Origin of the sequence: Enterobacter sp. DNB-S2, from assembly GCF_019443845.1 — a bacterium.
Taxonomy (GTDB): Bacteria; Pseudomonadota; Gammaproteobacteria; order Enterobacterales; family Enterobacteriaceae; genus Enterobacter; species Enterobacter asburiae_B.
Map to the genome: position 1 here is coordinate 3,878,978 of NZ_CP050520.1, position 23,994 is coordinate 3,902,971.

Annotated in this window: 23 protein-coding genes; 5 read left to right on the forward strand and 18 right to left on the reverse strand. The window is 55.0% G+C overall.

Annotation, left to right across the window (positions count from 1 at the left end; genetic code table 11):
• Nucleotides 1–24: 24 nt before the first annotated feature.
• From nuoF to lrhA, 6 genes are all read right to left on the reverse strand, one after another.
• Nucleotides 25–1,362, reverse strand: a complete 1,338-nt coding sequence (gene nuoF, locus HB664_RS18505; RefSeq protein ID WP_023312536.1) for an NADH-quinone oxidoreductase subunit NuoF — start codon at nucleotides 1,360–1,362, stop codon at nucleotides 25–27.
• Nucleotides 1,359–1,859 carry an NADH-quinone oxidoreductase subunit NuoE gene (gene nuoE / locus HB664_RS18510; protein ID WP_006176513.1) on the reverse strand — a complete coding sequence of 167 codons (501 nt, stop codon included), beginning with the start codon at nucleotides 1,857–1,859 and terminating at the stop codon, nucleotides 1,359–1,361. The genes nuoF and nuoE overlap by 4 nt, the downstream gene beginning before the upstream one ends.
• A 2-nt stretch (nucleotides 1,860–1,861) precedes the next feature.
• Nucleotides 1,862–3,664, reverse strand: a complete 1,803-nt coding sequence (gene nuoC / locus HB664_RS18515; protein WP_023312537.1) for an NADH-quinone oxidoreductase subunit C/D — start codon at nucleotides 3,662–3,664, stop codon at nucleotides 1,862–1,864.
• A gap of 89 nt (nucleotides 3,665–3,753) precedes the next feature.
• The gene (nuoB, locus tag HB664_RS18520; protein ID WP_219939968.1) at nucleotides 3,754–4,428 is read right to left on the reverse strand and encodes an NADH-quinone oxidoreductase subunit NuoB; all 675 of its coding nucleotides are present in this window, start codon (nucleotides 4,426–4,428) and stop codon (nucleotides 3,754–3,756) included.
• 15 nt (nucleotides 4,429–4,443) lie between these two features.
• Complete coding sequence (nuoA, locus tag HB664_RS18525; RefSeq protein WP_014171000.1) at nucleotides 4,444–4,884, reverse strand: NADH-quinone oxidoreductase subunit NuoA; 441 nt, start codon at nucleotides 4,882–4,884, stop codon at nucleotides 4,444–4,446.
• A 631-nt stretch (nucleotides 4,885–5,515) separates the two neighbouring features.
• Nucleotides 5,516–6,454, reverse strand: a complete 939-nt coding sequence (gene lrhA, locus HB664_RS18530) for a transcriptional regulator LrhA (protein WP_029741933.1) — start codon at nucleotides 6,452–6,454, stop codon at nucleotides 5,516–5,518.
• A gap of 937 nt (nucleotides 6,455–7,391) precedes the next feature.
• On the opposite strand from lrhA, the gene alaA reads away from it, so the two are divergent.
• Nucleotides 7,392–8,606 carry an alanine transaminase AlaA gene (gene alaA / locus HB664_RS18535; RefSeq protein WP_008500204.1) on the forward strand — a complete coding sequence of 405 codons (1,215 nt, stop codon included), beginning with the start codon at nucleotides 7,392–7,394 and terminating at the stop codon, nucleotides 8,604–8,606.
• Between the two features lie 94 nt (nucleotides 8,607–8,700).
• On the forward strand, nucleotides 8,701–9,300 hold the full coding sequence (yfbR, locus tag HB664_RS18540; RefSeq protein ID WP_023312539.1) for a 5'-deoxynucleotidase: 600 nt from the start codon (nucleotides 8,701–8,703) through the stop codon (nucleotides 9,298–9,300).
• A gap of 81 nt (nucleotides 9,301–9,381) precedes the next feature.
• Here yfbR and HB664_RS18545 read toward each other — a convergent pair whose 3' ends face one another.
• From HB664_RS18545 to yfbV, 4 genes are all read right to left on the reverse strand, one after another.
• On the reverse strand, nucleotides 9,382–11,214 hold the full coding sequence (locus tag HB664_RS18545; protein WP_213787813.1) for an SLC13 family permease: 1,833 nt from the start codon (nucleotides 11,212–11,214) through the stop codon (nucleotides 9,382–9,384).
• 75 nt (nucleotides 11,215–11,289) lie between these two features.
• Nucleotides 11,290–11,949 (reverse strand): sugar phosphatase, encoded by a 660-nt coding sequence (locus HB664_RS18550; RefSeq protein ID WP_219939969.1) that lies wholly within the window; start codon nucleotides 11,947–11,949, stop codon nucleotides 11,290–11,292.
• Between the two features lie 11 nt (nucleotides 11,950–11,960).
• Entirely contained in the window at nucleotides 11,961–12,455 is a 495-nt protein-coding gene (locus tag HB664_RS18555) for a YfbU family protein (RefSeq protein ID WP_008502874.1), read from the reverse strand.
• A 92-nt stretch (nucleotides 12,456–12,547) separates the two neighbouring features.
• Entirely contained in the window at nucleotides 12,548–13,003 is a 456-nt protein-coding gene (yfbV, locus tag HB664_RS18560; protein WP_023312543.1) for a terminus macrodomain insulation protein YfbV, read from the reverse strand.
• Nucleotides 13,004–13,340: 337 nt separating this feature from the next.
• Between yfbV and ackA the strand changes: the two genes are divergently transcribed.
• On the forward strand, nucleotides 13,341–14,543 hold the full coding sequence (gene ackA / locus HB664_RS18565) for an acetate kinase (protein ID WP_033146081.1): 1,203 nt from the start codon (nucleotides 13,341–13,343) through the stop codon (nucleotides 14,541–14,543).
• 76 nt (nucleotides 14,544–14,619) lie between these two features.
• Nucleotides 14,620–16,761: a phosphate acetyltransferase gene (pta, locus tag HB664_RS18570; protein WP_023312545.1), complete on the forward strand. Its 2,142-nt coding sequence runs from the start codon at nucleotides 14,620–14,622 to the stop codon at nucleotides 16,759–16,761.
• 74 nt (nucleotides 16,762–16,835) lie between these two features.
• Here pta and HB664_RS18575 read toward each other — a convergent pair whose 3' ends face one another.
• The 5 genes from HB664_RS18575 to HB664_RS18595 form a co-directional block, all read right to left on the reverse strand.
• Nucleotides 16,836–17,789 (reverse strand): transketolase family protein, encoded by a 954-nt coding sequence (locus HB664_RS18575; RefSeq protein WP_023312546.1) that lies wholly within the window; start codon nucleotides 17,787–17,789, stop codon nucleotides 16,836–16,838.
• Entirely contained in the window at nucleotides 17,782–18,612 is an 831-nt protein-coding gene (locus HB664_RS18580; protein WP_033146083.1) for a transketolase, read from the reverse strand. The genes HB664_RS18575 and HB664_RS18580 overlap by 8 nt, the downstream gene beginning before the upstream one ends.
• Nucleotides 18,609–20,000, reverse strand: a complete 1,392-nt coding sequence (locus HB664_RS18585; protein ID WP_023312548.1) for a PTS ascorbate transporter subunit IIC — start codon at nucleotides 19,998–20,000, stop codon at nucleotides 18,609–18,611. The genes HB664_RS18580 and HB664_RS18585 overlap by 4 nt, the downstream gene beginning before the upstream one ends.
• A gap of 21 nt (nucleotides 20,001–20,021) precedes the next feature.
• Entirely contained in the window at nucleotides 20,022–20,294 is a 273-nt protein-coding gene (locus HB664_RS18590; protein ID WP_003861447.1) for a PTS sugar transporter subunit IIB, read from the reverse strand.
• An 80-nt stretch (nucleotides 20,295–20,374) separates the two neighbouring features.
• Nucleotides 20,375–20,818, reverse strand: a complete 444-nt coding sequence (locus HB664_RS18595) for a PTS sugar transporter subunit IIA (RefSeq protein ID WP_219939970.1) — start codon at nucleotides 20,816–20,818, stop codon at nucleotides 20,375–20,377.
• A gap of 234 nt (nucleotides 20,819–21,052) precedes the next feature.
• On the opposite strand from HB664_RS18595, the gene HB664_RS18600 reads away from it, so the two are divergent.
• On the forward strand, nucleotides 21,053–22,072 hold the full coding sequence (locus HB664_RS18600; protein WP_126329804.1) for a LacI family DNA-binding transcriptional regulator: 1,020 nt from the start codon (nucleotides 21,053–21,055) through the stop codon (nucleotides 22,070–22,072).
• A gap of 3 nt (nucleotides 22,073–22,075) precedes the next feature.
• Here HB664_RS18600 and yfcD read toward each other — a convergent pair whose 3' ends face one another.
• Genes yfcD through yfcF form a run of 3 tightly spaced genes read right to left on the reverse strand, consistent with a single transcriptional unit; the run spans nucleotide 22,076 to nucleotide 23,938 of the window.
• Nucleotides 22,076–22,630, reverse strand: a complete 555-nt coding sequence (gene yfcD, locus HB664_RS18605) for an NUDIX hydrolase YfcD (RefSeq protein ID WP_023312551.1) — start codon at nucleotides 22,628–22,630, stop codon at nucleotides 22,076–22,078.
• Nucleotides 22,631–22,685: 55 nt separating this feature from the next.
• Complete coding sequence (gene yfcE, locus HB664_RS18610; protein ID WP_032659187.1) at nucleotides 22,686–23,237, reverse strand: phosphodiesterase; 552 nt, start codon at nucleotides 23,235–23,237, stop codon at nucleotides 22,686–22,688.
• 56 nt (nucleotides 23,238–23,293) lie between these two features.
• Nucleotides 23,294–23,938 carry a glutathione transferase gene (gene yfcF / locus HB664_RS18615; RefSeq protein ID WP_214538576.1) on the reverse strand — a complete coding sequence of 215 codons (645 nt, stop codon included), beginning with the start codon at nucleotides 23,936–23,938 and terminating at the stop codon, nucleotides 23,294–23,296.
• Between the last annotated feature and the right edge of the window lie 56 nt (nucleotides 23,939–23,994).

The window sequence follows — 23,994 nt, forward strand, 5'->3', positions numbered from 1 at the left end:
GAGCGTTAATCAAAATTCTTGTCGTTACCAGCGCGCTTTAAGCAGGTTCGGCTGAATCCCATTGATGGCATGGGTATTGCTGAACGGCTGCTTGATGCCTGCTTCGAACTCGTCGCGGAAATATTTGATCGCGCTCTGCAGAGGTTCGACGGCACCCGGTGCGTGGGCACAGAAGGTTTTACCCGGGCCTAAGAATCGACACAGTTGCTCAAGCGTCTCGATATCCCCAGGCTGGCCTTCGCCACGTTCGATTGCACGCAGGATCTTCACGCTCCACGGCAGACCATCACGGCACGGTGTACACCAGCCACAGGACTCGCGGGCGAAGAACTCTTCCAGGTTACGCACCAGCGAGACCATGCCGATCTCGTGGTCGACGGCCATCGCCAGCGCCGTCCCCAGACGGCTGCCTGCTTTACCAATGCTTTCGAATTCCATTGGCAGGTCAAGATGGGCTTCGGTCAGGAAGTCTGTCCCTGCCCCACCCGGCTGCCAGGCTTTGAATTTCAGGCCATCGCGCATGCCGCCAGCGTAGTCTTCAAGAATTTCACGTGCGGTGGTACCGAACGGCAGTTCCCAGACGCCAGGATTTTTAACGCGACCAGAGAAGCCCATCAGCTTGGTACCGGCATCTTTGCTTGAGGAGATGCCCTGATACCACTCCACGCCGTTGGCGAGGATAGCCGGAACGTTACACAGGGTTTCAACGTTGTTTACGCAGGTCGGTTTACCCCATACGCCGGAACTTGCCGGGAACGGTGGCTTGGAACGCGGGTTCGCGCGGCGGCCTTCCAGGGAGTTAATCAGCGCGGTTTCTTCACCGCAGATATAACGCCCTGCGCCGGTGTGCACGAACAGTTCAAAGTCAAACCCGGTGCCAAGGATGTTTTTACCCAGCAGGCCGGCTTCGGTGGCTTCGGCAATCGCGCGACGCAGGTTTTCCGCCGCTTCAATGTACTCACCGCGCAGGAAGATGTAGCCACGGTACGCTTTCAGCGCAAACGCGGAGATCAGCATGCCTTCCACCAGCAGGTGCGGCAGCTGTTCCATCAGCAGGCGGTCTTTATAGGTGCCCGGCTCCATTTCATCGGCGTTACACAGCAGGTAACGGATGTTCATGGATTCGTCTTTCGGCATCAGGCTCCACTTCAGACCGGTGGAGAAGCCCGCACCGCCGCGCCCTTTCAGGCCGGAGTCTTTCACCGCATTAACGATGTCGTCCGGCGCCATGCCGCCAAGGGCTTTACGCGCGCCGGCATAGCCGTTTTTGCTCTGGTATTCGTCGAGCCATACCGGCTGTTTGTCATCGCGCAGACGCCAGGTCAGCGGATGCGTCTCAGCAGTACGAATTACAGTTTTCATTTGTACTGCTCCAGCAGGTCAGGAATCGCTTCCGGCGTCAGATGGCTGTGAGTGTCCTCATCAATCATCATGGTCGGCCCCTTGTCGCAGTTACCCAGGCAGCAGGTTGGCAGCAGGGTAAAGCGCCCATCGAACGTGGTCTGGCCCGGCTTGATATTGAGCTTTTTCTCAATCGCAGCCTGAATGCCCTGATAACCGGTGATGTGGCAGACAACGCTGTCACAGTAGCGGATCACATGGCGGCCTACCGGCTGACGGAAGATCTGGCTGTAGAACGTGGCTACGCCCTCTACGTCACTTGCTGGAATACCCAGCACTTTCGCGATCTCATAGATCGCCCCATCCGGCACCCAACCACGCTGTTTCTGTACGATTTTCAGCGCTTCAATGGACGCCGCACGCGGGTCTTCGTAGTGGTGCATCTCGTGCTCAATCGCGGCACGTTCTGCTTCACTCAGCTCAAAAGCCTCGGTTTGTGGTTGTTGATTCTCGTGCATAATTAGCGGTCCACATCTGACATAACAAAATCGATACTACCCAGATACACAATCAGGTCGGAGACCAGACTGCCGCGGATTGCTGACGGGATCTGCTGCAGGTGCGCAAAGCTCGGCGTACGCACGCGGGTACGGTAGCTCATGGTGCTGCCGTCACTGGTCAGGTAGTAACTGTTAATACCCTTGGTCGCTTCAATCATCTGGAAGGATTCTTGCGCCGGCATGACCGGACCCCAGGAAACCTGCAGGAAGTGGGTGATCAGGGTTTCGATATGCTGCAGCGTGCGCTCTTTCGGTGGCGGCGTCGTCAGCGGGTGATCCGCCTTGAACGGGCCTTCCGGCATGTTGTTGAGGCACTGCTCAAGGATGCGCAGACTCTGGCGCAGCTCTTCCACTTTCAGCATCACGCGGGTGTAGCAGTCGGAAACACCGCCGCCCACCGGGACTTCAAAGTCGAAGTTCTCGTAGCCAGAGTATGGACGCGCTTTACGCACGTCGAAATCAATACCGGTCGCACGCAGGCCTGCACCTGTCGTACCCCACTCCAGCGCTTCTTTCGCGCCGTAGGCAGCAACGCCCTGGGAACGGCCTTTCAGGATGGTGTTACGCAGCGCGGCTTTCTCATAAGACGCCAGACGTTTTGGCATCCAGTCGAGGAATTCACGCAGCAGACGGTCCCAGCCGCGCGGCAGATCGTGTGCCACGCCGCCGATACGGAACCAGGCCGGGTGCATACGGAAACCGGTAATCGCTTCCACCAGATCGTAGATTTTCTGACGGTCGGTAAAGGCGAAGAAGACCGGGGTCATCGCGCCGACGTCCTGAATGAACGTGGAGATGTACAGCAGGTGGCTGTTGATACGGAACAGTTCTGACAGCATAACGCGAATCACGTTAACGCGATCCGGCGTAACGATACCCGCCAGTTTCTCAACGGCCAGCACGTATGGCATTTCGTTGACGCAGCCGCCGAGGTACTCGATACGGTCGGTATACGGAATGTAGCTGTGCCAGGACTGACGCTCGCCCATCTTCTCAGCACCACGGTGGTGGTAGCCGATGTCCGGAACACAGTCGACAATCTCTTCGCCATCAAGCTGAAGGATAATACGGAATGCACCGTGCGCAGACGGGTGGTTTGGACCGAGGTTAAGGAACATAAAGTCCTCGTTGTCGGTACCGCGCTTCATGCCCCAGTCTTCCGGCTTGAAGGTCAGCGCTTCCATCTCCAGATCCTGCTTGGCTTTGGTCAGCTCAAACGGATCGAATTCGGTTGCACGCGCAGGGTAGTCTTTACGCAGCGGGTGGCCGGTCCAGGTCTGCGGCATCATGATGCGCGTCAGATGCGGGTGGCCGTCGAAGGTCATGCCGAACATTTCCCAGGTTTCACGCTCATACCAGTTCGCGTTCGGGAAAAGTTTGGTGATCGTCGGCAGATGCATGTCGTTTTCAGACAATGCCACCTTGAGCATGATATCCGTATTACGGTCTATTGAGATCAGGTGGTAGAAAACGGAAAAATCCGCAGCAGGGAGACCCTGGCGGTGGGTACGCAGACGTTCATCCATGCCGTGTAAGTCAAACAGCATGACGTACGGTTTTGGCAATTTCTTGAGGAAATCGACAACTTCCAGCAATTGCTCACGCTTCACCCAAACAACGGGTACCCCGGTGCGGGTAGCCTGAACAGTAAAGGCATCCGGCCCAAAACGGTTGCGCAGTTCGCCAATGACTGGGTCATCCAGATGATCCCGGGTCTGCCAGGCGGCTTCTTGCGCGGTTAAGTCGGTCATATTGTTCACCATTGCAAATGGTCCGTGGTGACTGTTGAGCCTGGCTTCGCGCTATTTGAGTAGTGATATGCGAAGGTGTTCTCCAGGCCTACAGGCGCAAATTAAATTTCGTCAGGCGTACGCAGATTGGTGACGGCAATACGTTCACCACGTTTACGCTCGCGCTCAGACTGCATGTTCGCGCGATACACACCCTGATCGCCAACAACCCACGACAGTGGGCGACGTTCTTTACCAATAGATTCCTGCAGCAGCATCAGCGCCTGCATGTAGGCTTCCGGACGTGGCGGACAACCCGGGATGTACACATCCACTGGGATAAATTTATCTACGCCCTGCACGACGGAATAAATGTCGTACATACCGCCAGAGTTTGCACATGCGCCCATGGAGATAACCCATTTTGGCTCCAGCATCTGGTCATACAGACGCTGAATAACAGGTGCCATCTTGGTAAAGCACGTACCGGCAACCACCATCAGGTCAGCCTGACGCGGGGAAGCACGGAGTACCTCGGCCCCAAAACGCGCAACGTCATGCACCGCAGTGAATGACGTCACCATTTCAACGTAGCAGCAAGAAAGGCCAAAGTTGTAAGGCCAGATGGAGTTCTTACGACCCCAGTTGACCATATCGTGCATGGCATGTTCGAGCTTGCCCATGTACACGCTTTTATTGACTTCTTGCTCCAGGGGGTCGGTTACGATCTCCTGTTTTTGCGGGGGGTAACGGTCATTCTCACCGTTAGGATCTATGCGGGTGAGCGTATAATCCATCTTATTGCCTCGCTGTTACTGCTGACGATTAGAGATACTGTTTTCCGGGTTGATGTGTTCACGACGTGAACGCGCAGGCGTCCAGTCAAGCGCGCCAATACGCACCAGATAAACCAGACCGGCCAGTAGCACTAAAATGAAAATTGCGGCCTCGACAAAGCCCACCCAACCACTTTCGCGGATGGACGTTGACCATGCGAAAAGGTAAAGCGCTTCCACGTCGAAGATGACGAAGAACATGGCTACCAGATAGAACTTGGCAGACAGGCGTAAGCGAGCGGAACCTACTGAATCAATACCTGATTCGAAAGGTGTGTTTTTGTGCCTTGCACGGGCGCGACCGCCCAGGAACCAGCCGCCGACTAACATCAGGCAGCACAGGCCAATGGCTACAATAAGAAAGATTGCGAATGCCCAGTGATGAGCGATGACTTCTGTGGATGTTGACATACTCATTGCTTACTCATCAAAAGTGATACCAACGACACTGCTCTTGCTGGCAGATGGGCATCACATCGATTCATGGGGAGGAACAAATAACCTTACACTAACTGTCAGAAATGAGACGTAGACAGCAAAATGATGGGGGTTTTTACTCCTTTCTATAACCTATTGTCAACTTTAACAAAGGTTTCTTCACATTAAATTACATCGAGCGATTCTCATTAACATTTGGTGCCCTTTAACCCTGGTGGGTGCATGACTTTCCGTCAAATGTATGTTGTTGAATCGTGTCCGTTTCGGAAGTAAAAAAAATAACCCTCCTATTTTGACAGGATTTGCCAACGATTCCTCCCCCCAAATAGGAGTATTTTCTTGATCTGCGACACGCTTTTGTTAATTCAACATGGAAAACGGCAACATATTTCCTGTTTTTTTAACATGAGAGGGATATGGGCGAAGTTAGAACGGAAAACGGACAAGTTTTAAGCAAAAGTATTCAGCTTATTGATAAATAAGAGAGTATCCTGAAAACCCTTGCGCCATAAGCGGGTATTATTGCGTAAAAAAAGCCACTGCATGTGAAAATCACACGAGTGGCTGTTTTTTACACTTACATTTTGTTACCAGAATATTGAGCTATCGATCACTCAAAATCCCCTTCGACGATCAGGGAGTCATCCCCCCCTTCGGAGGTAACGCGCTCGAATTGCCACGGGTTATGGTAGTTTTCCATCGCCTCGAACACCACTTTGGCCAACTCGTTATGGCTGGACGAATTGTGGCAGAGCAGATACTCCGTATCCGGCAGCGCAGGAAGACCGTCGGATTTCCCCAGAACGCGCAGATCGGGGCTCATCATCTCTACCGGACGGGCCGTTACGCCCAGACCGGCCTTCACGGCGGCACGAACCGCTGGCAGCGTGGAAGCCACATACGCCAGACGCCACGGAATGTTGGCCTCATTCAGCGCCGTGAGCACCATATCGCGGAACGGGCTCGGGTCATCCAGCAAGACCAGCGGAACCGGCTCCCCTTTTTGCAGCACGTACTCGGCTGCGCAATACCAGTGCGTAGGTGATGTGCGCAGCGTCAGGCAATCAAACTGCCCGGGACGATGCGTCGTCACCACAAGGTCGACTTTATGCTCATTTAACATCTCAACCATAAAGGCATTACGTTTTACGCTAACGTCCAGCGCAAGCTTCGGATAAACCGAACTAATACGGTTGAGAAGAAACGGCAATATAGTATCCGCTGACTCATCAGATGCGCCTAACGTTAGCACCCCTTGAAGGTTGCTAAACATTAATGACATACATGCTTCATCATTAAAGCGAAGAATTTTCCTGGCATAACCCAGTAGCTGAATACCGTGTTCCGTTAAGAGCTTATTACGCCCGTGACGTGCAAAAAGCTCTTTACCAACCAGTTGCTCCAGCCGCTGCATTTGCTGGCTAACGGCGGACTGAGTTCGGCAAACGGCGGCAGCAGCTGCTGCAAAAGTGTTGAGATCGGCGACCGCAACAAACGTTCTCAGCAGATCGAGGTCGAGATTCATTATCGGACGATTTGCATTTATCATATCTATTCACTTTCAGGTTGCTCGTGCGGAGCTGCCCGGGTTGAAGCTGTGTGTAACAGTTAAGCAATTCCCTCTGAAGGTTTTCCCTCGCATCCCGGCCCGGCAGACTGCCTGACAGATAGTTATTGTGCTGCTTTATATCAACAGTCAGAAAGCACGTTTCATGACGTTATTTTTATTCTCTTAAACGTTCAGGATATTTAGATGTTCGCAGGTTTATGTAAATTACATTAAAGGTATAACACCTTTTCTGCCATCTTTATCGCAGCGCTGTCAACGTAGCAGGAGATGTGCGACACATTCCAGCCAGAGATAACTCCAACAATAACAATCAATTAATTCGAAAAGTCAGTGCCAGATATACAAAATTCTTGCATCTGTCCTCTGCTTTCCTTAAAGACATCTTAACCCAAATCCACTTTATTTATAAGTCTTATTGCAATATTGAGGATTAAAGAAGAATGTTAAGCTTCTAAACTAATTTTATTAAAATTAACTAAAGTTGCATTTTATAGGTTAATAATAAATAAATTTTAATTTAGATTAAGACCATTCATTAATGGCACTTAACATTAATTTCACATGAGTAACTTTTAGCCACATTACGCTTTTACAGGAACATGTATCAAGCATTCAGGTTTTACGAAAAGTCACGCAGGGTGATTGCTACCCTTGTCAGGTTCACCACTTATTTTTACCAGCACAATATACAGAATTCTGACAAATGAATAGCACATTTAACCTATCATCGTGCCATGCGCACAACTTTAAGACAGTAAAAAAGCTAACGCACAGCGAAAAAGATTTATCAAAATTTTGCTCCCGGCACAAAATCTTCTACTGCACACCCTTCAAAACGAAGCGAGGGGGGAGTACATTATTCCGTGCTGACTTCCACGGCAGGGAGCGGCAATAATAGCGAAAAGGTTAAAGGTTCATGTCCCCTATCGAAAAATCCAGCAAGCTAGATAACGTCTGTTATGACATCCGCGGCCCGGTTCTGAAAGAGGCAAAACGCCTTGAAGAGGAAGGCAACAAGGTTCTGAAACTCAACATTGGTAACCCTGCGCCATTTGGTTTTGAAGCGCCGGATGAAATTCTGGTTGATGTGATCCGCAACCTTCCTACTGCACAAGGCTATTGCGATTCAAAAGGACTTTACTCCGCACGTAAAGCCATCATGCAGCACTACCAGGCACGCGGTATGCGTGATGTGACCGTTGAAGATATCTATATCGGCAACGGCGTTTCCGAACTGATCGTGCAGGCGATGCAGGCGCTGCTGAACAGCGGGGACGAAATGCTGGTTCCCGCGCCGGACTATCCGCTGTGGACGGCTGCCGTATCACTGTCGAGCGGGAAAGCCGTGCACTATCTGTGCGACGAGTCCTCCGACTGGTTCCCGGACCTCGATGATATTCGCGCAAAAATCACGCCCCGCACGCGCGGCATCGTGATCATTAACCCGAACAACCCGACGGGTGCAGTGTACTCAAAAGAGTTGCTGATGGAGATCGTCGAGCTCGCCCGCCAGCACAACCTGATCATCTTTGCCGACGAAATCTACGACAAGATCCTGTACGACGCGGCACAGCACCACTCAATCGCTGCGCTGGCTCCGGACCTGCTGACCGTCACCTTTAACGGCCTGTCTAAAACCTATCGCGTGGCCGGTTTCCGTCAGGGCTGGATGGTATTAAACGGTCCGAAAAAGCACGCCAAAGGCTATATCGAAGGGCTGGAGATGCTGGCCTCGATGCGTTTATGCGCCAACGTGCCGGCGCAGCACGCGATCCAGACGGCGCTCGGCGGCTATCAGAGCATTAGCGAGTTCATCGTTCCCGGTGGTCGCCTGTATGAACAGCGCAACCGCGCGTGGGAGCTGATCAACGATATCCCGGGCGTCTCCTGCGTGAAGCCGAATGGCGCGCTGTATATGTTCCCGAAAATTGACGCGAAGCGCTTCAATATTCATGACGACCAGAAAATGGTGCTGGATTTCCTGCTTCAGGAAAAAGTGCTCCTGGTTCAGGGGACGGCGTTTAACTGGCCGTGGCCGGATCACGTGCGCATCGTGACGCTGCCGCGCGAAGATGACCTCGAAATGGCCATCAGCCGCTTCGGGCGCTTCCTCTCCGGATACCATCAGTAATCTTAAAATCAGGCTACTTCGGTAGCCTGATTTGCATCTTCCCTCCCCTCCCCGCACAATGAACGCCTGTCGCAGTGAAGACAAAAGGTAACCTATGAGTCAGAGTCATTTCTTCGCCCACCTCTCCCGCCTGAAACTCATCAACCGCTGGCCGCTGATGCGCAACGTGCGCACAGAGAACGTGTCAGAGCACAGTCTGCAGGTTGCCATGGTTGCTCATGCGCTGGCCGCCATTAAAAACCGCAAATTCAACGGCCAGGTCAATCCAGAGCGCATCGCCCTGCTGGCGATGTACCACGATGCGTCGGAAGTGCTGACCGGCGACCTGCCCACGCCGGTGAAATATTTCAACTCGCAAATTGCGCAGGAATATAAGGCCATCGAGAAAATTGCCCAGCAGAAGCTGATTGACATGGTGCCGGATGAGTTGCGCGACATTTTTGAGCCGCTCATCGATGAGCATCAGTACACGGAAGATGAAAAGTCGCTGGTCAAGCAGGCCGACGCGCTCTGCGCCTATCTGAAGTGTCTGGAAGAGCTGTCTGCGGGGAATAACGAATTTTTACTGGCAAAAACGCGTCTGGAAAAAACGCTGGAATCTCGCCGCAGCGAAGAGATGGACTATTTTATGCAGGTGTTTGTGCCGAGCTTCCATCTGTCGCTGGATGAGATTAGCCAGGATTCACCTTTGTAATCTGTTTGCCCAGCGGCGCTGCGTTTGCGGGGCCTGCGGGTTACAGGCCGGGTAAGGCGCAGCCGCCGCCCGGCAAAATTATCAGAACGGGAACAGGACCGGTATCAATACCACGCACACCACCATCACCAGCACGGTGAACGGCACGCCCAGCTTCACGAAATCACTGAACTTATAATTCCCGGGCCCCAGCACCAGCGTATTCACCGGTGAAGAGACCGGCGTCATAAATGCCGCGGAGGCCGCCATTGCGACCATCATCGCAAAGGGATACGGCGACACGCCCATAGATTTGGCCATCGCCAGCGCAATCGGCGCCATCAGTACCGCCGTCGCGGTATTGGAGATAAACAGACCGATGGTGGCGCACATAATGAACAGACAGACCAGCATCATGTACGGCCCATACCCGCCGCCAACGTCCATTAAGCCTCTAACGATCAGATCCACCCCGCCGGTTTTTTGCAGCGCCAGGGCAAAAGGCATCATCCCGACAATGAGGATAATGCTCGGCCAGTGAATAGCTTTATACGCGCTTTCGGCGTCAATGCAGCGGAATTTCCCCATCAACAGGCAGGCGATAATTGCCGCGACCGGATTGGGGATTTCATCGGTCAGCATCAGCGCCACCATCAGCACCAGACAAAAAATCGCGTGGGGCGCCTGGCTGTGCGCAGGCGACGCGTCGCTCTCCTCGACAGGCATGTTGAGCACTACAAAATCGCGACCTTTTTGCCCGAGCTGGCTAATCAGCTTCCAGTTACCGACAACGAGGAAGATATCGCCCAGCAGGATCGGCTCATCCACCACCGCCCCCTCCAGCGCTACGCCATCGCGCTTCAGCCCCACGACATTCAGGCCATAGCGGGTTCGGAACCCCATTTCCCGCACGGTTTTGCCCAGCAGTTCCGATTCCGGGATCAGCGATACTTCGGCCATGCCGACATCCAGTGCCTGATCGGAGAAATACTCCCCGCGCAGTACCATCGGTTCCAGCAGCTGCTCGCTGCAAAACTCGCGCAGATCCACGTCCGCGGTGGACATATCAATCAGCAGGACATCCCGCGCGCGGAATTCCGACACCCCGTTGACGTTGACAATAACCCGGCGAAAACGACGCCAGCGCTCTACGCCAATCACGTTTGCGCCATAGCGCTCACGCAGCTTCAGGTCGTCAAGACGCTGTCCCACCATCGGCGAGCCGGGGCGAATAGCCAGACGGCGCGCGCGCCCGGTAAGGCGGTACTCCTTAATCAGATCGCGGAAGGTGCGTCGCTTCCACCCTTCTTTATTTTTGTCCTGTTTTTCACCTTTCAGGGCAAACCGGGTCAGCAGCATGTAGACCACGCCCATCACCAGAATGACCAGCCCAAGCGGGGTGACGCTGAAAAAACTGAAGCCCTGGAATCCTTCCCGGATCAGCTCACTGTTGACGACCAGGTTCGGCGGCGTTGCCACCAGCGTCATCATGCCGCTGATCAAACCGGCAAAACTCAGGGGCATCATCAGGCGCGACGGCGAGATCTGCATCCGCATGGAGACGCTCAGCACCACCGGGATAAAGATGGCGACCACGCCCGTTGAGCTCATAAACGCTCCCAGCCCGGCGACGGTCACCATCAGGTAGATCAGCATTTTGGTTTCGCTGCTGCCCGCCACCTTCACCAGCCACGACCCCATGATGGTCGCCACGCCGGTACGCACCAGCCCATCACCAATAATAAAAAGGGCGGCAATCAGGATAACGTTGGGATCGCTAAACCCGGAGAAGGCTTCCGGCAGCGTGAGCGTACCGCTCAGCACAAACGCGACGATGACAAACAAGGCGACGGCGTCCATGCGTACCTTGCCCGTTGCAAAAAGAAGGATGGCGATTAAAAGCAGGCTCAGGACCCAAATCAGTTCACCGTTCACAACATGTCCTTGTCAGTGGGAGATGAGGAATTTTGCCATAAAAAAGCCCCAGCAATGTGGGGCTATATCATGTGATTACATTTTTAGCGAGACGGTTACAACCCCGTCAGAGGCTTTCGAAACAGCCAGCGCCGTCAGCGAATCCAGCACAAAGTCTGCCTCCTCCAGGCGGGGAGATCCCGCCGGAACATTCACCGCAATAACGTGGCTTCCGGCGTTCAGCCCGGCCAGTACGCCAGCGGCCGCGTCTTCCACCACCACGCACTCTTCTGGGGCGAGGCCCAGCAGTTCAGCGCCCAGTAAAAAAGCGTCTGGCTCCGGTTTACCGCGCTTTACGCGCTCCGCCGTGATAAACACTTCTGGCGTCGGCAGACCAGCCGCCTTGTGACGGGCGTGGGCGACGGGAATGGAGCCTGAGGTAACGATAGCCCACGGGATCTGCGCTTCGTTCAGATGCTCAAGCAGCTCGCGAGCGCCCGGTAAGGCTGTGATGCCGTCCATATCCGTGGCTTCAATGTGTTCCAGGTATTTGAACTCCGCCTGAATTTCGTCCTCAGAGCGTCCGGCCAGGAAGTGCCGTAGCGAGGTGATGGCCTGTTTGCCATGGATAAAATTCAGCACGTCCTGATGGTCGATGCCATGTCTGTCAGCCCAATGGCACCAGGAACGCTCCACAACCGGCAGCGAATCCACCAGCGTACCGTCCAGATCAAACAGAAAACCTCTACACTGCACACGCACCTCCGTCAGGCATTAATGATTTGTTGAATTTCGTTGCTGCTTAAATGGTACTGACGCGGGCAGGCGTGCCACGCGCTTAGCATTCGCTGATATTTATCCCACATAGGGGTCTGCGCGTTGAAGCCGTGGGTGCCCGCGTCAAAGTGGGTATAGCGCCCTTCTGTATTCACCATAAAGCGAACATAGCTCAGATAACGCGCTTCCGTTGCGGCATCAAAGCCTAAGAAGGTCACGCGGCGCTCGTCGATGGACTGCTGATCTTTGAGATTCGTCCAGGACACGTGCAGGGCGTGATACATCTCCATAATGTCGATCACGATGCGACAGGTTTCTTCTTTCAGCTCGCCAAACTCGCGGTCCAGTTCGCGCATTTGCAAACCAAAACCGCGTTCGACGATGGTTTGCAGGCGGCTGTAGCGCGCAGCGTTATCGGGATCAAGCATAGTCATCATCTTGTACTGGTTGGACAAAATCAGACGTTGAGCATGGGTCATTTCCATCTTTCGACTCCTGTAGCGCATTGCACTTTAAAAAAAAGACACGGTAACTGATTGTTACTGTGCCTTCTTTTCGTCGTCGTTTCGATGATCAATCACAAATCATCGAGGAATGTTTTATCCAGTTGCTTAAAAGCGCGCTTTAACGTGTCCGCCAGCGCCTGGTAGTCCGGCTTGCCTTCGACCGGGGCGAGCGCCTGTCCGGCCTCCTCCAGTTTTCCGCGCACTTCATAAAACCAGTGTAAAATAGAAGGGGGAAGCGGAGTGATGGAGCGTTTACCTAACCACCACAGGCCCTGCATCGGCAGGCTTAAGGCGAAGAGCGCCGTCGCGACTGCAGGACCAAGCTGCCCGCCCAACGCAATCTGCCAGCACAGCGTAAAGACAGCGACAGGCGGCATAAAGCGAATCGCATAGCGCGTAGCGCGGATGGTGCGATTCTCAATGAACATTGGCGCAAGGCGCTTTTCCATCGGCCACGTCTTTGCGTAATGCTGTCCCCGACGAAACAGACTAAAGAAATTTACGGACGGGTTCTCTGGTGTCGACATGGCTGTACCTCAACTTCACATGTAAAAATTAAAATTTTCGTGCAAAACCACAACAAGCTATGACAACGTTCAAAATATTTTGTCATCTCTACCCCGTATCGGGTATCCTGTGCCAGCCTGATAGGGCCCTAGACGAGAATCATTAACTCGTCAAATTATTGCATATTATGCCATTGGCTGAAAATTGTGCAAAATGGCATAAAATCATAGTTATTTCTTCCATCATGCCACAATGTTCGTTTGGCATGATGTTAATCATAAATGTCTGAGTCCTCATGCGTTACGCTGTTAGACTCACTGACGTTTTTTTAGCCACGTATCAATAATAGGTACTTCCATGTCGAGTAAGTTAGTACTGGTTCTGAACTGCGGTAGCTCCTCACTGAAATTCGCCATCATCGATGCGCTCAACGGTGACGAATACCTCTCTGGTTTGGCCGAATGTTTCCATCTGCCTGAAGCACGTATCAAGTGGAAGATGGACGGCAGCAAACAAGAAGCGGCTTTAGGTGCAGGCGCCGCTCACAGTGAAGCGCTGAACTTTATCGTTAACACTATTCTGGCACAAAAACCAGAACTGTCTGCTCAGCTGACTGCGATTGGTCACCGTATCGTCCACGGCGGCGAAAAATACACCAGCTCCGTCGTGATCGACGAATCTGTGATCCAGGGCATCAAGGACTCTGCGTCCTTCGCACCGCTGCACAACCCGGCTCACCTGATCGGTATCGCTGAAGCGCTGAAATCCTTCCCGAATCTGAAAGACAAAAACGTGGCCGTATTCGACACCGCGTTCCATCAGACCATGCCGGAAGAGTCTTACCTCTATGCCCTGCCATACAGCCTGTACAAAGAACACGGCGTACGTCGCTACGGCGCGCACGGCACCAGCCACTTCTATGTAACTCAGGAAGCCGCAAAAGTTCTGAACAAGCCGGTTGAAGAACTGAACATCATCACCTGCCACCTGGGCAACGGTGGTTCTGTTTCTGCTATCCGCAACGGTAAATGTGTTGATACTTCCATGGGTCTGACCCCGCTGGAAGGTCTGGTGATGGGTACCCGTTCCGGTGACATCGACCCGGCGATCATCTTCCACCTGCACGACACCCTGGGCATGAGCGTTGACCAGATCAACAAAATGCTGACCAAAGAGTCTGGCCTGCTGGGTCTGACCGAAGTCACCAGCGACTGCCGTTACGTTGAAGACAACTACGCAGAGAAAGAAGACGCTAAACGTGCAATGGACGTTTACTGCCACCGTCTGGCGAAGTACATCGGCTCTTACACTGCGCTGATGGACGGTCGTCTGGACGCGGTTATCTTCACCGGTGGTATCGGTGAGAACGCGGCAATGGTTCGTGAACTGTCCCTGGGCAAACTGGGCGTTCTGGGCTTCGACGTTGATCACGAGCGTAACCTGGCTGCCCGCTTCGGCAAGTCTGGCTTCATCAACAAAGAAGGCACCCGCCCTGCTCTCGTTATCCCAACTAACGAAGAACTGGTCATTGCGCAAGACGCGCACCGCCTGACTGCCTGATTCCACACCGCCAGCAATGCTGGCGGTGCTGTTTTGTAACCCGCCCAATTGCGGCGGTAACGAAAGAGGATAAACCGTGTCCCGTACTATTATGCTGATCCCTACCGGAACCAGCGTCGGCCTGACCAGCGTCAGCCTTGGCGTTATCCGTGCTATGGAACGCAAAGGCGTTCGTCTGAGCGTCTTTAAGCCAATCGCCCAGCCACGTGCCGGTGGCGATGCGCCAGACCAGACCACCACTATCGTTCGCAAGAACTCCAATCTGCCAGCGGCTGAACCGCTGAAGATGAGCCACGTTGAGTCTCTGCTGTCCAGCAACCAGAAAGACGTGCTGATGGAAGAGATCATCGCTAACTATCATGCTAACGCGCAGGACGCGGAAGTGGTGCTGGTTGAAGGCCTGGTCCCGACGCGCAAACACCAGTTTGCCCAGTCTCTTAACTTTGAAATCGCGAAAACCCTGAACGCAGAGATCGTTTTCGTGATGTCTCAGGGCACCGACACCCCAGAGCAGCTGAACGAGCGTATCGAACTGACGCGCAGCAGCTTCGGCGGCGCGAAAAATACCAACATCACCGGCGTGATCGTGAACAAGCTGAACGCACCGGTGGATGAGCAGGGACGTACTCGCCCTGACCTGTCCGAGATTTTCGACGACTCTTCCAAAGCGAAAGTCATCAAAGTTGACCCGGCTAAGCTGCAGGAATCCAGCCCTCTGCCAGTACTGGGCGCGGTGCCATGGAGCTTCGATCTGATTGCAACCCGTGCAATCGATATGGCGCGTCACCTGAACGCTACCATCGTTAACGAAGGCGACATCAACACCCGCCGCGTGAAGTCCGTGACCTTCTGTGCGCGCAGCATTCCGCACATGCTGGAACACTTCCGCGCAGGTTCCCTGCTGGTAACCTCCGCAGACCGTCCTGACGTGCTGGTTGCCGCCTGCCTGGCCGCGATGAACGGCGTGGAAATCGGTGCGATCCTGCTGACCGGTGCCTACGAGATGGACCCACGCGTCAGCAAGCTGTGCGAACGCGCGTTTGCGACCGGCCTGCCGGTCTTCATGGTGAACACCAACACCTGGCAGACCTCCCTGAGCCTGCAGAGCTTCAACCTGGAAGTGCCGGTTGATGACCACGAGCGTATCGAGAAAGTTCAGGAATACGTTGCGGGCTACATCAACGCAGACTGGATCGAATCCCTGACTGCAACCTCCGAGCGCAGCCGCCGCCTGTCTCCTCCAGCATTCCGTTATCAGCTGACCGAGCTGGCGCGTAAAGCGGGCAAACGCGTTGTTCTGCCAGAAGGCGACGAACCACGTACCGTTAAAGCGGCTGCTATCTGTGCAGAGCGCGGCATCGCGACCTGCGTGCTGCTGGGTAACCCGGATGAGATCACCCGCGTTGCGGCGTCTCAGGGCGTTGAGCTGGGCGCTGGCATCGAAATCGTTGACCCTGAAGTGGTTCGCGAAAGCTACGTTGCCCGTCTGGTTGAGCTGCGTAAGAGCAAGGGCATGACCGAAGCCGTTGCGCGCGAACAGCTGGAAGACAACGTGGTGCTGGGCACGCTGATGCTTGAGCAGGACGAAGTTGACGGTCTGGTTTCCGGTGCGGTTCACACCACGGCGAACACCATCCGTCCACCGCTGCAGCTGATCAAAACTGCACCGGGCAGCTCTCTGGTTTCTTCCGTGTTCTTCATGCTGCTGCCTGAACAGGTTTACGTTTACGGCGACTGCGCGATCAACCCGGATCCAACCGCAGAGCAGCTGGCAGAAATCGCTATCCAGTCCGCAGACTCCGCGATTGCCTTCGGTATCGAACCGCGCGTAGCAATGCTCTCCTACTCCACCGGTACCTCTGGTGCTGGTAGCGACGTAGAGAAAGTGCGTGAAGCGACCCGTCTGGCGCAGGAAAAACGTCCTGACCTGATGATCGACGGTCCGCTGCAGTACGACGCCGCCGTAATGGCCGACGTTGCGAAATCCAAAGCGCCAAACTCGCCGGTTGCAGGTCGCGCTACCGTGTTCATCTTCCCGGATCTGAACACCGGTAACACCACCTATAAAGCGGTGCAGCGTTCAGCAGACCTGATCTCCATCGGGCCAATGCTGCAGGGCATGCGCAAACCTGTGAACGACCTGTCTCGTGGCGCGCTGGTTGACGATATCGTCTACACCATCGCGCTGACCGCGATCCAGTCTTCGCAGCAGCAGTAATGTTAAAAAGCCCGGTGGCGCTAGCGCTTACCGGGCAACAAAAAGGCGACCACTTAACGGGTCGCCTTTTTTATTTACAGCAGCTCTCGCGCCGCCGATACAATGTCATGTGCCGTCAGGCCATACTCCTTCTGCAGGAAATCCTGTGTCCCCACCTGGCCGTAACGCTCCTTGACGCCCACCCGCCGCATCGGTACCGGGCAGGTTTCCACCAGGACTTCCGCCACCGCCGATCCCAGCCCGTTGTGAATGCTGTGGTTTTCACAGGTGACGATGCGACCGGTTTTCTCGGCGTAGTTTTTCACCAGCATCCGGTCGATGGGCTTCAGGGTAAACATGTCGATGACCGCCGCGCTGACCCCCTCCTGCTCAAGCTGGCGCGCCGCTTCCAGCGCTTCCGCCACCATGATGCCGTTGGCAATCAGGGTGATATCGGTTCCTTCGCGCAGCACATTGCCTTTACCAATGGTGAAGGTTGACCCCGGCGCATACACGCTCGGCGCCTGCTTGCGGATGGTGCGTACCCAGTAGAAGCCTTCGAGGTCGATAAGCTGGCGCAGCACGTCCTCAAACATCACCGCGTCGGTCACCTCCAGCACCACCGAATGCGCCAGACCGCGTACGATGCCCATATCCTCAAACGACATATGCGTCCCGCCGTTGTGACAGGCCGTCACGCCCGCATCCGAGGCAATCACCTTCACGTTGTTGCGCTGATAGTCCAGGGACATAAACAGCTGGTCGAAGCAGCGACGGCTGGCAAACGCGGTGAAGGTATGAACGAACGGTTTACGCCCGGTAAGCGACAGCCCCGCCGCCGTGCCGATGACGTTGGCCTCCATAATGCCGCAGTTAATCACGTGCTGCGGATAATCGCGCGCCACGCCGTCCATCGCCATCGAGCTCATCAGATCCGCTTCCAGGGCGATAATCTCGCTTCCTGCCTCAATCTGCTTTGCCACGAAGCCCGCGTAGACCTTACGCATCTCAACGGCGTCTTTCTCTCCTGCCGGTGCAACCTTAATCATGTGAAGCCTCCAGTTGGCGAATCGTCTCGTTGAGGGCCGCTTTGCTCTCCGCGGTCAACCGCAGGTGGTGCGAGTTGCTGAGCTGTTCCAGGTACGGCACCCCCTGCCCTTTGATGCTGTCGAGGATGACGACTATCGGACGCGCGTCGGCAGCCGGGACCCGCGACGTCACCGCCAGCAGTCCCGGGATGTCGTCGCCCTTCACCGTCGCCACGTCAAAGCCAAAGGCGCGGAATTTCCCCTCCAGGTCGAACGCGCTGATAATTTCGTCCAGCTCGCCGTCGAGCTGCTGTTTGTTCCAGTCCACGAACACCGTCAGGTTGTTAAGGCGATGATGAGCGATAAACTGGAAGGCTTCCCAGCACTGCCCCTCGTTCAGCTCGCCGTCACCGACGATGCAGAAGACGCGGTTCGGTCGCCCCGCCAGCCTGTGCGAGAGCGCCATACCGCCGGCAATTGAGATCCCCTGCCCCAGCGAACCGGTGGTGGCGTCCACGCCGCGCGTTTTCAGACGGTCCGGGTGGCTTGGCAGGCGCGTGCCGTTCTGGTTCAGGGTGCTCAGCTCTTCCACCGGGAAGTAGCCCTTGATCGCCAGCGTGCTGTAGAGCGCCGGGCCCGCATGGCCTTTCGACAGGACAAAATAGTCTCGCTCCGGCCAGTCCGGATCCGCCGGGTCGATTTTCATCACCGCGCCGTACAGCACGGCCAGGGTTTCGACCACCGACATACTGCCGCCATAGTGCCCAAAGCCCAGCTGCGTCAGGGATTTCAGCGTCTCAAGACGGATCTGACGCGCGAGTTCGGTTATCTCTTTCTCATTCATGATTTGGCTCCGGTGTTTTCCTGCGCGTTACCGCCCGCAGGTTTGTTTTTCGCGAAGACGTTGTACGCCACCAGCAGCGCGAACAACGCCACAACCAGTCCGGTGATGGCAAGCGGCGACAGGAAGCGCGCCAGGTTGCCGAGGACAATTCCGACCGCGCCGAAGTCGGCGTCCGAGAAGGTAGTGTTGGCAAAGCCAATGGCGCCCAGCACCGGCAGCAGCAGAACCGGCAGGAAGGTGATCAGCAGGCCGTTAGCAAAGGCGCCAATCATTGCCCCGCGGCGTCCGCCGGTGGCGTTACCGAACACGCCCGCCGTTGCGCCGGTGAAGAAGTGCGGCACGACGCCCGGGAGAATCAGCACCCAGCTAAACTGACCGCAGATGAACAAGCCTACAATCCCGCCGAGGAAGCTGAACAGGAAGCCAATCAGCACCGCGTTTGGCGCATACGGATACACCACCGGGCAGTCCAGCGCAGGACGCGCGTTCGGCACCAGTTTTTCCGAGAAGCCGGTAAAGGCCGGAACGATTTCCGCCAGAATCAGGCGTACGCCCTGCAGGATGATGAACACGCCCGCCGCGAAGGTGATCGCCATGATGATGGCGTAGACCAGGTAGTTCTGACCGCCGCTGAAGGTAGCCTCCACGTACTCACGTCCGGCGCTCACCGCCATGATCAGGTAGATAATCATCATGGTCAGGGAGATCGAGATCGAGCTGTCGCGCAGGAAGCTCAGGTTCTTCGGCAGGTTCATCTCTTCGGTTGAGCGAGAGCCTTTGCCGACCTTGCTGCCAATCCAGCCGGACAGCACGTAGCCCAGCGTGCCAAAGTGGCCGAATGCAATCTCATCGTTGCCGGTAATGCGCTTCATGTAGCGCTGCGCAATCGCCGGGAAGAAGGCCATGATCAGGCCGAGGATCAGCGAGCCGGTAAAGACCAGACCCACGCCCTCAAAGCCTGCCACCGTCAGGATCACGCCAATCATGCACGCCATGTAAAACGTGTGGTGTCCGGTCAGGAAGATGTACTTCAGGCGGGTAAAGCGCGCGACGATAATATTCGCCACCATGCCGAAGGCCATAATAAGCGCGGTCGCTGCACCGTATTTTTCCAGCGCAATTGACACAATCGCTTCATTGTTTGGAATAATGCCCTGAATCGTAAAGGCGTGTTCAAACATACCGCCCAAAGGATTTAATGACCCCACCAGCACCGTGGCGCCGCCGCCCAGCACAATAAAGCCAAGAATGGTTTTAATCGTCCCTTTCACCACGTCCGAAAACGCTTTTTTCTGCGCAACCAGACCAATAAGCGCAATTAAGCCGACCAGCACCGAAGGGACTTTTAAAATATCAACAACGAAATTCAGCGTTTCAAGGATAAACATATCCACCTCGCCTTATCAGGGTTATTGTCTTTCGAACCAGGCGCGCAGCTGCGCTTCAAGTTCGTTGATGTCGATGATGTTGTTAATCACCACCAGCTGGCTTTCCGGCACGCTGGCGCTGGCCGCAATGTCTTTTGCCATCACGAACAGATCGGCTGCGCCCGGCGTGGCCGAGGAGAGATCGGAATGTTCAACCTCAGCCTCAATCTCCAGTTTTTTAAGCACCTTTTTAATATTCATTTCGACCATAAAACTGCTGCCCAGGCCGGAGCCGCAAATAGCCATGATTTTCATTGTTGTCCCCTTATTTTGAGTAGAGCACGCCCCATCACGCTGTCGCGTAATGTTGTGAATAATCGGATTAAAAAATTAAATCAGAAGCGGTCAATAATCGTTTTAATTTCCTCCAGGGTATTCGCCTGATGCAGTTTCTCCATATCCTCGTCGCTGGAAAATAATTCTGCGAGTGCGGATATCATTTCGATATGGCTATGTTTATCCGGTGCCGCGAGCATAATAATGACATCGACAGGGTCAAGCTCACCGGCACCAAACGAGACGCCCTGTTTTAGTTTTAATAAAGACAACCCCAGTCCTTTGGCGCCTTCCTCCGGCCGCGCATGCGGCATCGCCAGCCCTGGTGCCAGCACATAATAGGGTCCTAACGTGCGGTGCTGCTGGATGATGGCAGTGACGTATTCAGGCTCAATCACCTGCAAATCCAGAAGCGGCTTCGCGCACAGCTCCAGCGCCTGCGGCCAGTTTTCCACGCTGTCCTGCAGCGTGATGGTTGTATCATATATCCATTTTTTGAGCACTTTTTACTCCCGCTACACGCTAAAGATGAGCAAACTTTATTCAACACATCGCTGAATGACTGCGATCGCGATCACAAAGATAGCGCTACCAACCGTTAACATGCAGAAATGTGATAGCGCTATCAAATTGCGATCACGGTGCTAAATCACAGCAAAAAAAGGGATTTAAGGCGTATACTGCCTGTCACGTGAAGCGAAGGAAATGAAGAACGCGTCTGGTCAGCAGGAAGGTGTATGTCTCTAACCCGAAAACGGCGCAGTACCGGTAAAGTGACACTCGCCGATGTCGCACAGCTTGCCGGTGTGGGCACGATGACCGTGTCCCGTGCACTCCGCACGCCCGAACAGGTTTCCGATAAACTACGAGAAAAAATTGAAGCTGCCGTGCAGGAACTGGGTTATATGCCTAATCTTGCCGCCAGCGCGCTGGCCTCGGCGTCGTCGTGGACGATAGCCATGGTGGTGCCAAATCTCTCCGAAGCCGGATGCTCGGAGATGTTCGCCGGGCTACAGCAGGTGTTACAGCCTGCCGGGTATCAGATCATGCTGGCTGAATCCCAGCATCGTCTTGAGCAGGAGGAGAAATTGCTGGAGACGCTGCTGGCGTCGAATATTGCCGCCGCTATCCTGCTCAGCGTTGAACATACCGATACCGTTCGCCACTGGCTGAAAAATGCCTCTATTCCGGTGATGGAGATGGGTGCCATGCGCGCCGACCCGATTGATATGAATATCGGGATTGATAACGTAGCGGCCATGTATGAACTTACGGAAATGGTGATTAAGCGCGGCTACCAAAATATTGGCCTGCTTTGCGCCAACCAGGAGCAGTGGATTTTCCAGCAGCATCTGCAGGGCTGGTACAAAGCCATGCTTCGCCACCATATGTCGCCGAACCGTGTGATTAACGCGGCGATGCCGCCGAGCTTCTCGACCGGCGCGGCACAGCTGCCAGAATTCCTGCTGGCGTGGCCGGAGCTGGATGCGCTGGTATGCGTCTCTGACGAGCTGGCCTGCGGCGCGCTGTACGAGTGCCAGCGCAGGCGAATCAAGGTGCCGGACGATCTGGCGGTGGTAGGCTTTGGCGATAGCGATGTGAGCCGCGTCTGTCAGCCGCCGCTGACGACGATGGCGGTGCCGCATCGTAAGATTGGCGTTGAAGCCGGGAAAGCGCTACTGGAGCGTCTGAATGACGGGGACTGGCGCGATCAAAAGCCCATCGCGTCCAGTCTGTGTCTGAGAGAGAGTTGCTGACGCTTACTCAGCTTCTTCCTCTTTCTCTGATTTGGTCGATTCGTTTTTGGCGTTGCGGGTCATCCACAGCGCCAGCGCTTTTAACGAATCCGGCGTGAACTCGTCGCAGCGCGCGGTGATCTCTTCTGGCGTCATCCAGCTGACTTCACTCACCTCTTCTTCCTGGAGAGCGAACGGGCCGTGGGAGACGCAGCTAAACAGCCCGCCCCAGACGCGGCAGTTTTCGTCTTCGAAATAGAACTGACCGTGCTCGGCAAACGGCACACCGGCGATGCCTAACTCTTCTTCTGCTTCGCGACGTGCGGAATCCAGCAGCACTTCATCTGCCTGAACAACACCGCCAGCGGTGGCATCCAGCATACCCGGGAGAAAATCTTTGGTGTCCGTGCGGCGCTGGACCAGAATTTTGCCCATCCCGTCATGCACAACGATGTATGTTGCGCGGTGGCGCAGACGCTCCGCACGCATTTGTTCGCGGCTGGCCTGCGCGATCACTTCATTCTCTTCGCTGACAATGTCAACCCACTCTGTACTTGCCAAATGACTCTGCTCCACCATCGGGAAACCTTCTCTTCTAAGCGCTCTTTCGGCGCGTTTGCAGTTGAGGTGTAACTTACGGATTAATCGCTACCTGCGCAATAACTTGCTGATCATTAAGTGCGATAACGCTCAGGGTATTTCCATCCAGCATGCCATAGCTCGCAGGATAACCGCCTTTCGGTATGCTGACCGAACCCGGATTGAAGTGATAAATCTCACCGCGTTTTTCAGCAACCGGAATATGAGTATGACCGTAAACCAGGACATCGCCAGCCGCGAGCGCCGGGAGATTATCAGGGCTAAAAAGATGCCCGTGCGTCAGGAACAGGCGGCTTTGTTCCAGCAGCACCTGTTGCCATGGCGCGGTAAGGGGAAAATGCAGCAGCATCTGGTCCACCTCGCTGTCGCAGTTGCCGCGAACGGCAATGATGCGCGAGGCGTACGGGTTGAGCTTTTCCGCGACCTGCGCCGGGGCGTAGCCCTCCGGCAGCGCGTTGCGCGGGCCGTGGTTGAGGACATCCCCCAGAATAATCAGCCACTGCGCGCCGCTTTGTGCAAACAGGGAAAGGACACGCTCGGTAGCGGGCAGCGATCCATGGATATCCGACGCAAACATCAGTTTCATCAGTCACTCCTCGGGAAAACAGACTGCCCCCATCATACCTGAAGCGTCAGGGCTTATCAGCCCGCGCGCTTAGCCGAGAGTGCCACATAGCGCTGCACGGAGGCGCGCTGCCACTGAAACGCGGCATAATCCACCAGCTGCTGCGGCACCTCATCGCCGTTGAGGATCAGGCGGTTTAGCATCAACGCCAGATCGGCGTCGGCGATGCACCACTCGCCGAACAGGTTCGGGTTGCCGTGTGCGAGGAGCGAGGTGGCGGTTTCAATCAGTTTTTGCGCGCTTTCACGGCCTTCTGCGCTGAGCGCTGGCTTTTTGACCCCGGCAAACACGACGTCCGTTGAGCGTTCCACGCGAATTGGCACCAGATCGCTTCGCAGCCACGCCTGGATCTGCCGCGCCCGCGCGCGTTTTTGCAGGTCGTGCGGATAGATCCGCTCCCACTCGGGCGGCGCGAACCTATCTTCCAGATATTCATCAATCGCCGACGATTCGCTCAGGGCAAAACCGTCGATCTCCAGCACCGGCACGCGTCGGGTCAGGTCGTAACCCTGCCACTGTGGCTTGAGATGCTCACCGCCGTCGAGATCAACGGTCTTCAGCGTAAAAGTGAGTCCTTTTTCGGCCAGCGCAACGTATACGCTCATAACATAGGGAGAAAAGAAATTCGCATCGGACCACAACGTGATTACGGGCTGGTTCATAACATCCTCATCGGCTGATCGGGTTTTTACTCAACATATAATCTCTTTGCCTCGCT

Coding starts and splice junctions, on each gene's coding strand:
- HB664_RS18585 (WP_023312548.1), bottom strand. CDS start 20,000: ATGTTTATCCTTGAAACGCTGAATTTCGTTGTTGATATTTTAAAAGTC.
- yfbR (WP_023312539.1), top strand. CDS start 8,701: ATGAGTCAGAGTCATTTCTTCGCCCACCTCTCCCGCCTGAAACTCATC.
- HB664_RS18575 (WP_023312546.1), bottom strand. CDS start 17,789: ATGATTAAGGTTGCACCGGCAGGAGAGAAAGACGCCGTTGAGATGCGT.
- nuoE (WP_006176513.1), bottom strand. CDS start 1,859: ATGCACGAGAATCAACAACCACAAACCGAGGCTTTTGAGCTGAGTGAA.
- yfcF (WP_214538576.1), bottom strand. CDS start 23,938: ATGAACCAGCCCGTAATCACGTTGTGGTCCGATGCGAATTTCTTTTCT.
- nuoC (WP_023312537.1), bottom strand. CDS start 3,664: ATGGTGAACAATATGACCGACTTAACCGCGCAAGAAGCCGCCTGGCAG.
- yfcD (WP_023312551.1), bottom strand. CDS start 22,630: ATGGTGGAGCAGAGTCATTTGGCAAGTACAGAGTGGGTTGACATTGTC.
- HB664_RS18590 (WP_003861447.1), bottom strand. CDS start 20,294: ATGAAAATCATGGCTATTTGCGGCTCCGGCCTGGGCAGCAGTTTTATG.
- HB664_RS18600 (WP_126329804.1), top strand. CDS start 21,053: ATGTCTCTAACCCGAAAACGGCGCAGTACCGGTAAAGTGACACTCGCC.
- nuoA (WP_014171000.1), bottom strand. CDS start 4,884: ATGAGTATGTCAACATCCACAGAAGTCATCGCTCATCACTGGGCATTC.
- yfcE (WP_032659187.1), bottom strand. CDS start 23,237: ATGAAACTGATGTTTGCGTCGGATATCCATGGATCGCTGCCCGCTACC.
- HB664_RS18580 (WP_033146083.1), bottom strand. CDS start 18,612: ATGAATGAGAAAGAGATAACCGAACTCGCGCGTCAGATCCGTCTTGAG.
- yfbV (WP_023312543.1), bottom strand. CDS start 13,003: ATGTCGACACCAGAGAACCCGTCCGTAAATTTCTTTAGTCTGTTTCGT.
- HB664_RS18555 (WP_008502874.1), bottom strand. CDS start 12,455: ATGGAAATGACCCATGCTCAACGTCTGATTTTGTCCAACCAGTACAAG.
- nuoF (WP_023312536.1), bottom strand. CDS start 1,362: ATGAAAACTGTAATTCGTACTGCTGAGACGCATCCGCTGACCTGGCGT.
- nuoB (WP_219939968.1), bottom strand. CDS start 4,428: ATGGATTATACGCTCACCCGCATAGATCCTAACGGTGAGAATGACCGT.
- ackA (WP_033146081.1), top strand. CDS start 13,341: ATGTCGAGTAAGTTAGTACTGGTTCTGAACTGCGGTAGCTCCTCACTG.
- alaA (WP_008500204.1), top strand. CDS start 7,392: ATGTCCCCTATCGAAAAATCCAGCAAGCTAGATAACGTCTGTTATGAC.
- lrhA (WP_029741933.1), bottom strand. CDS start 6,454: ATGATAAATGCAAATCGTCCGATAATGAATCTCGACCTCGATCTGCTG.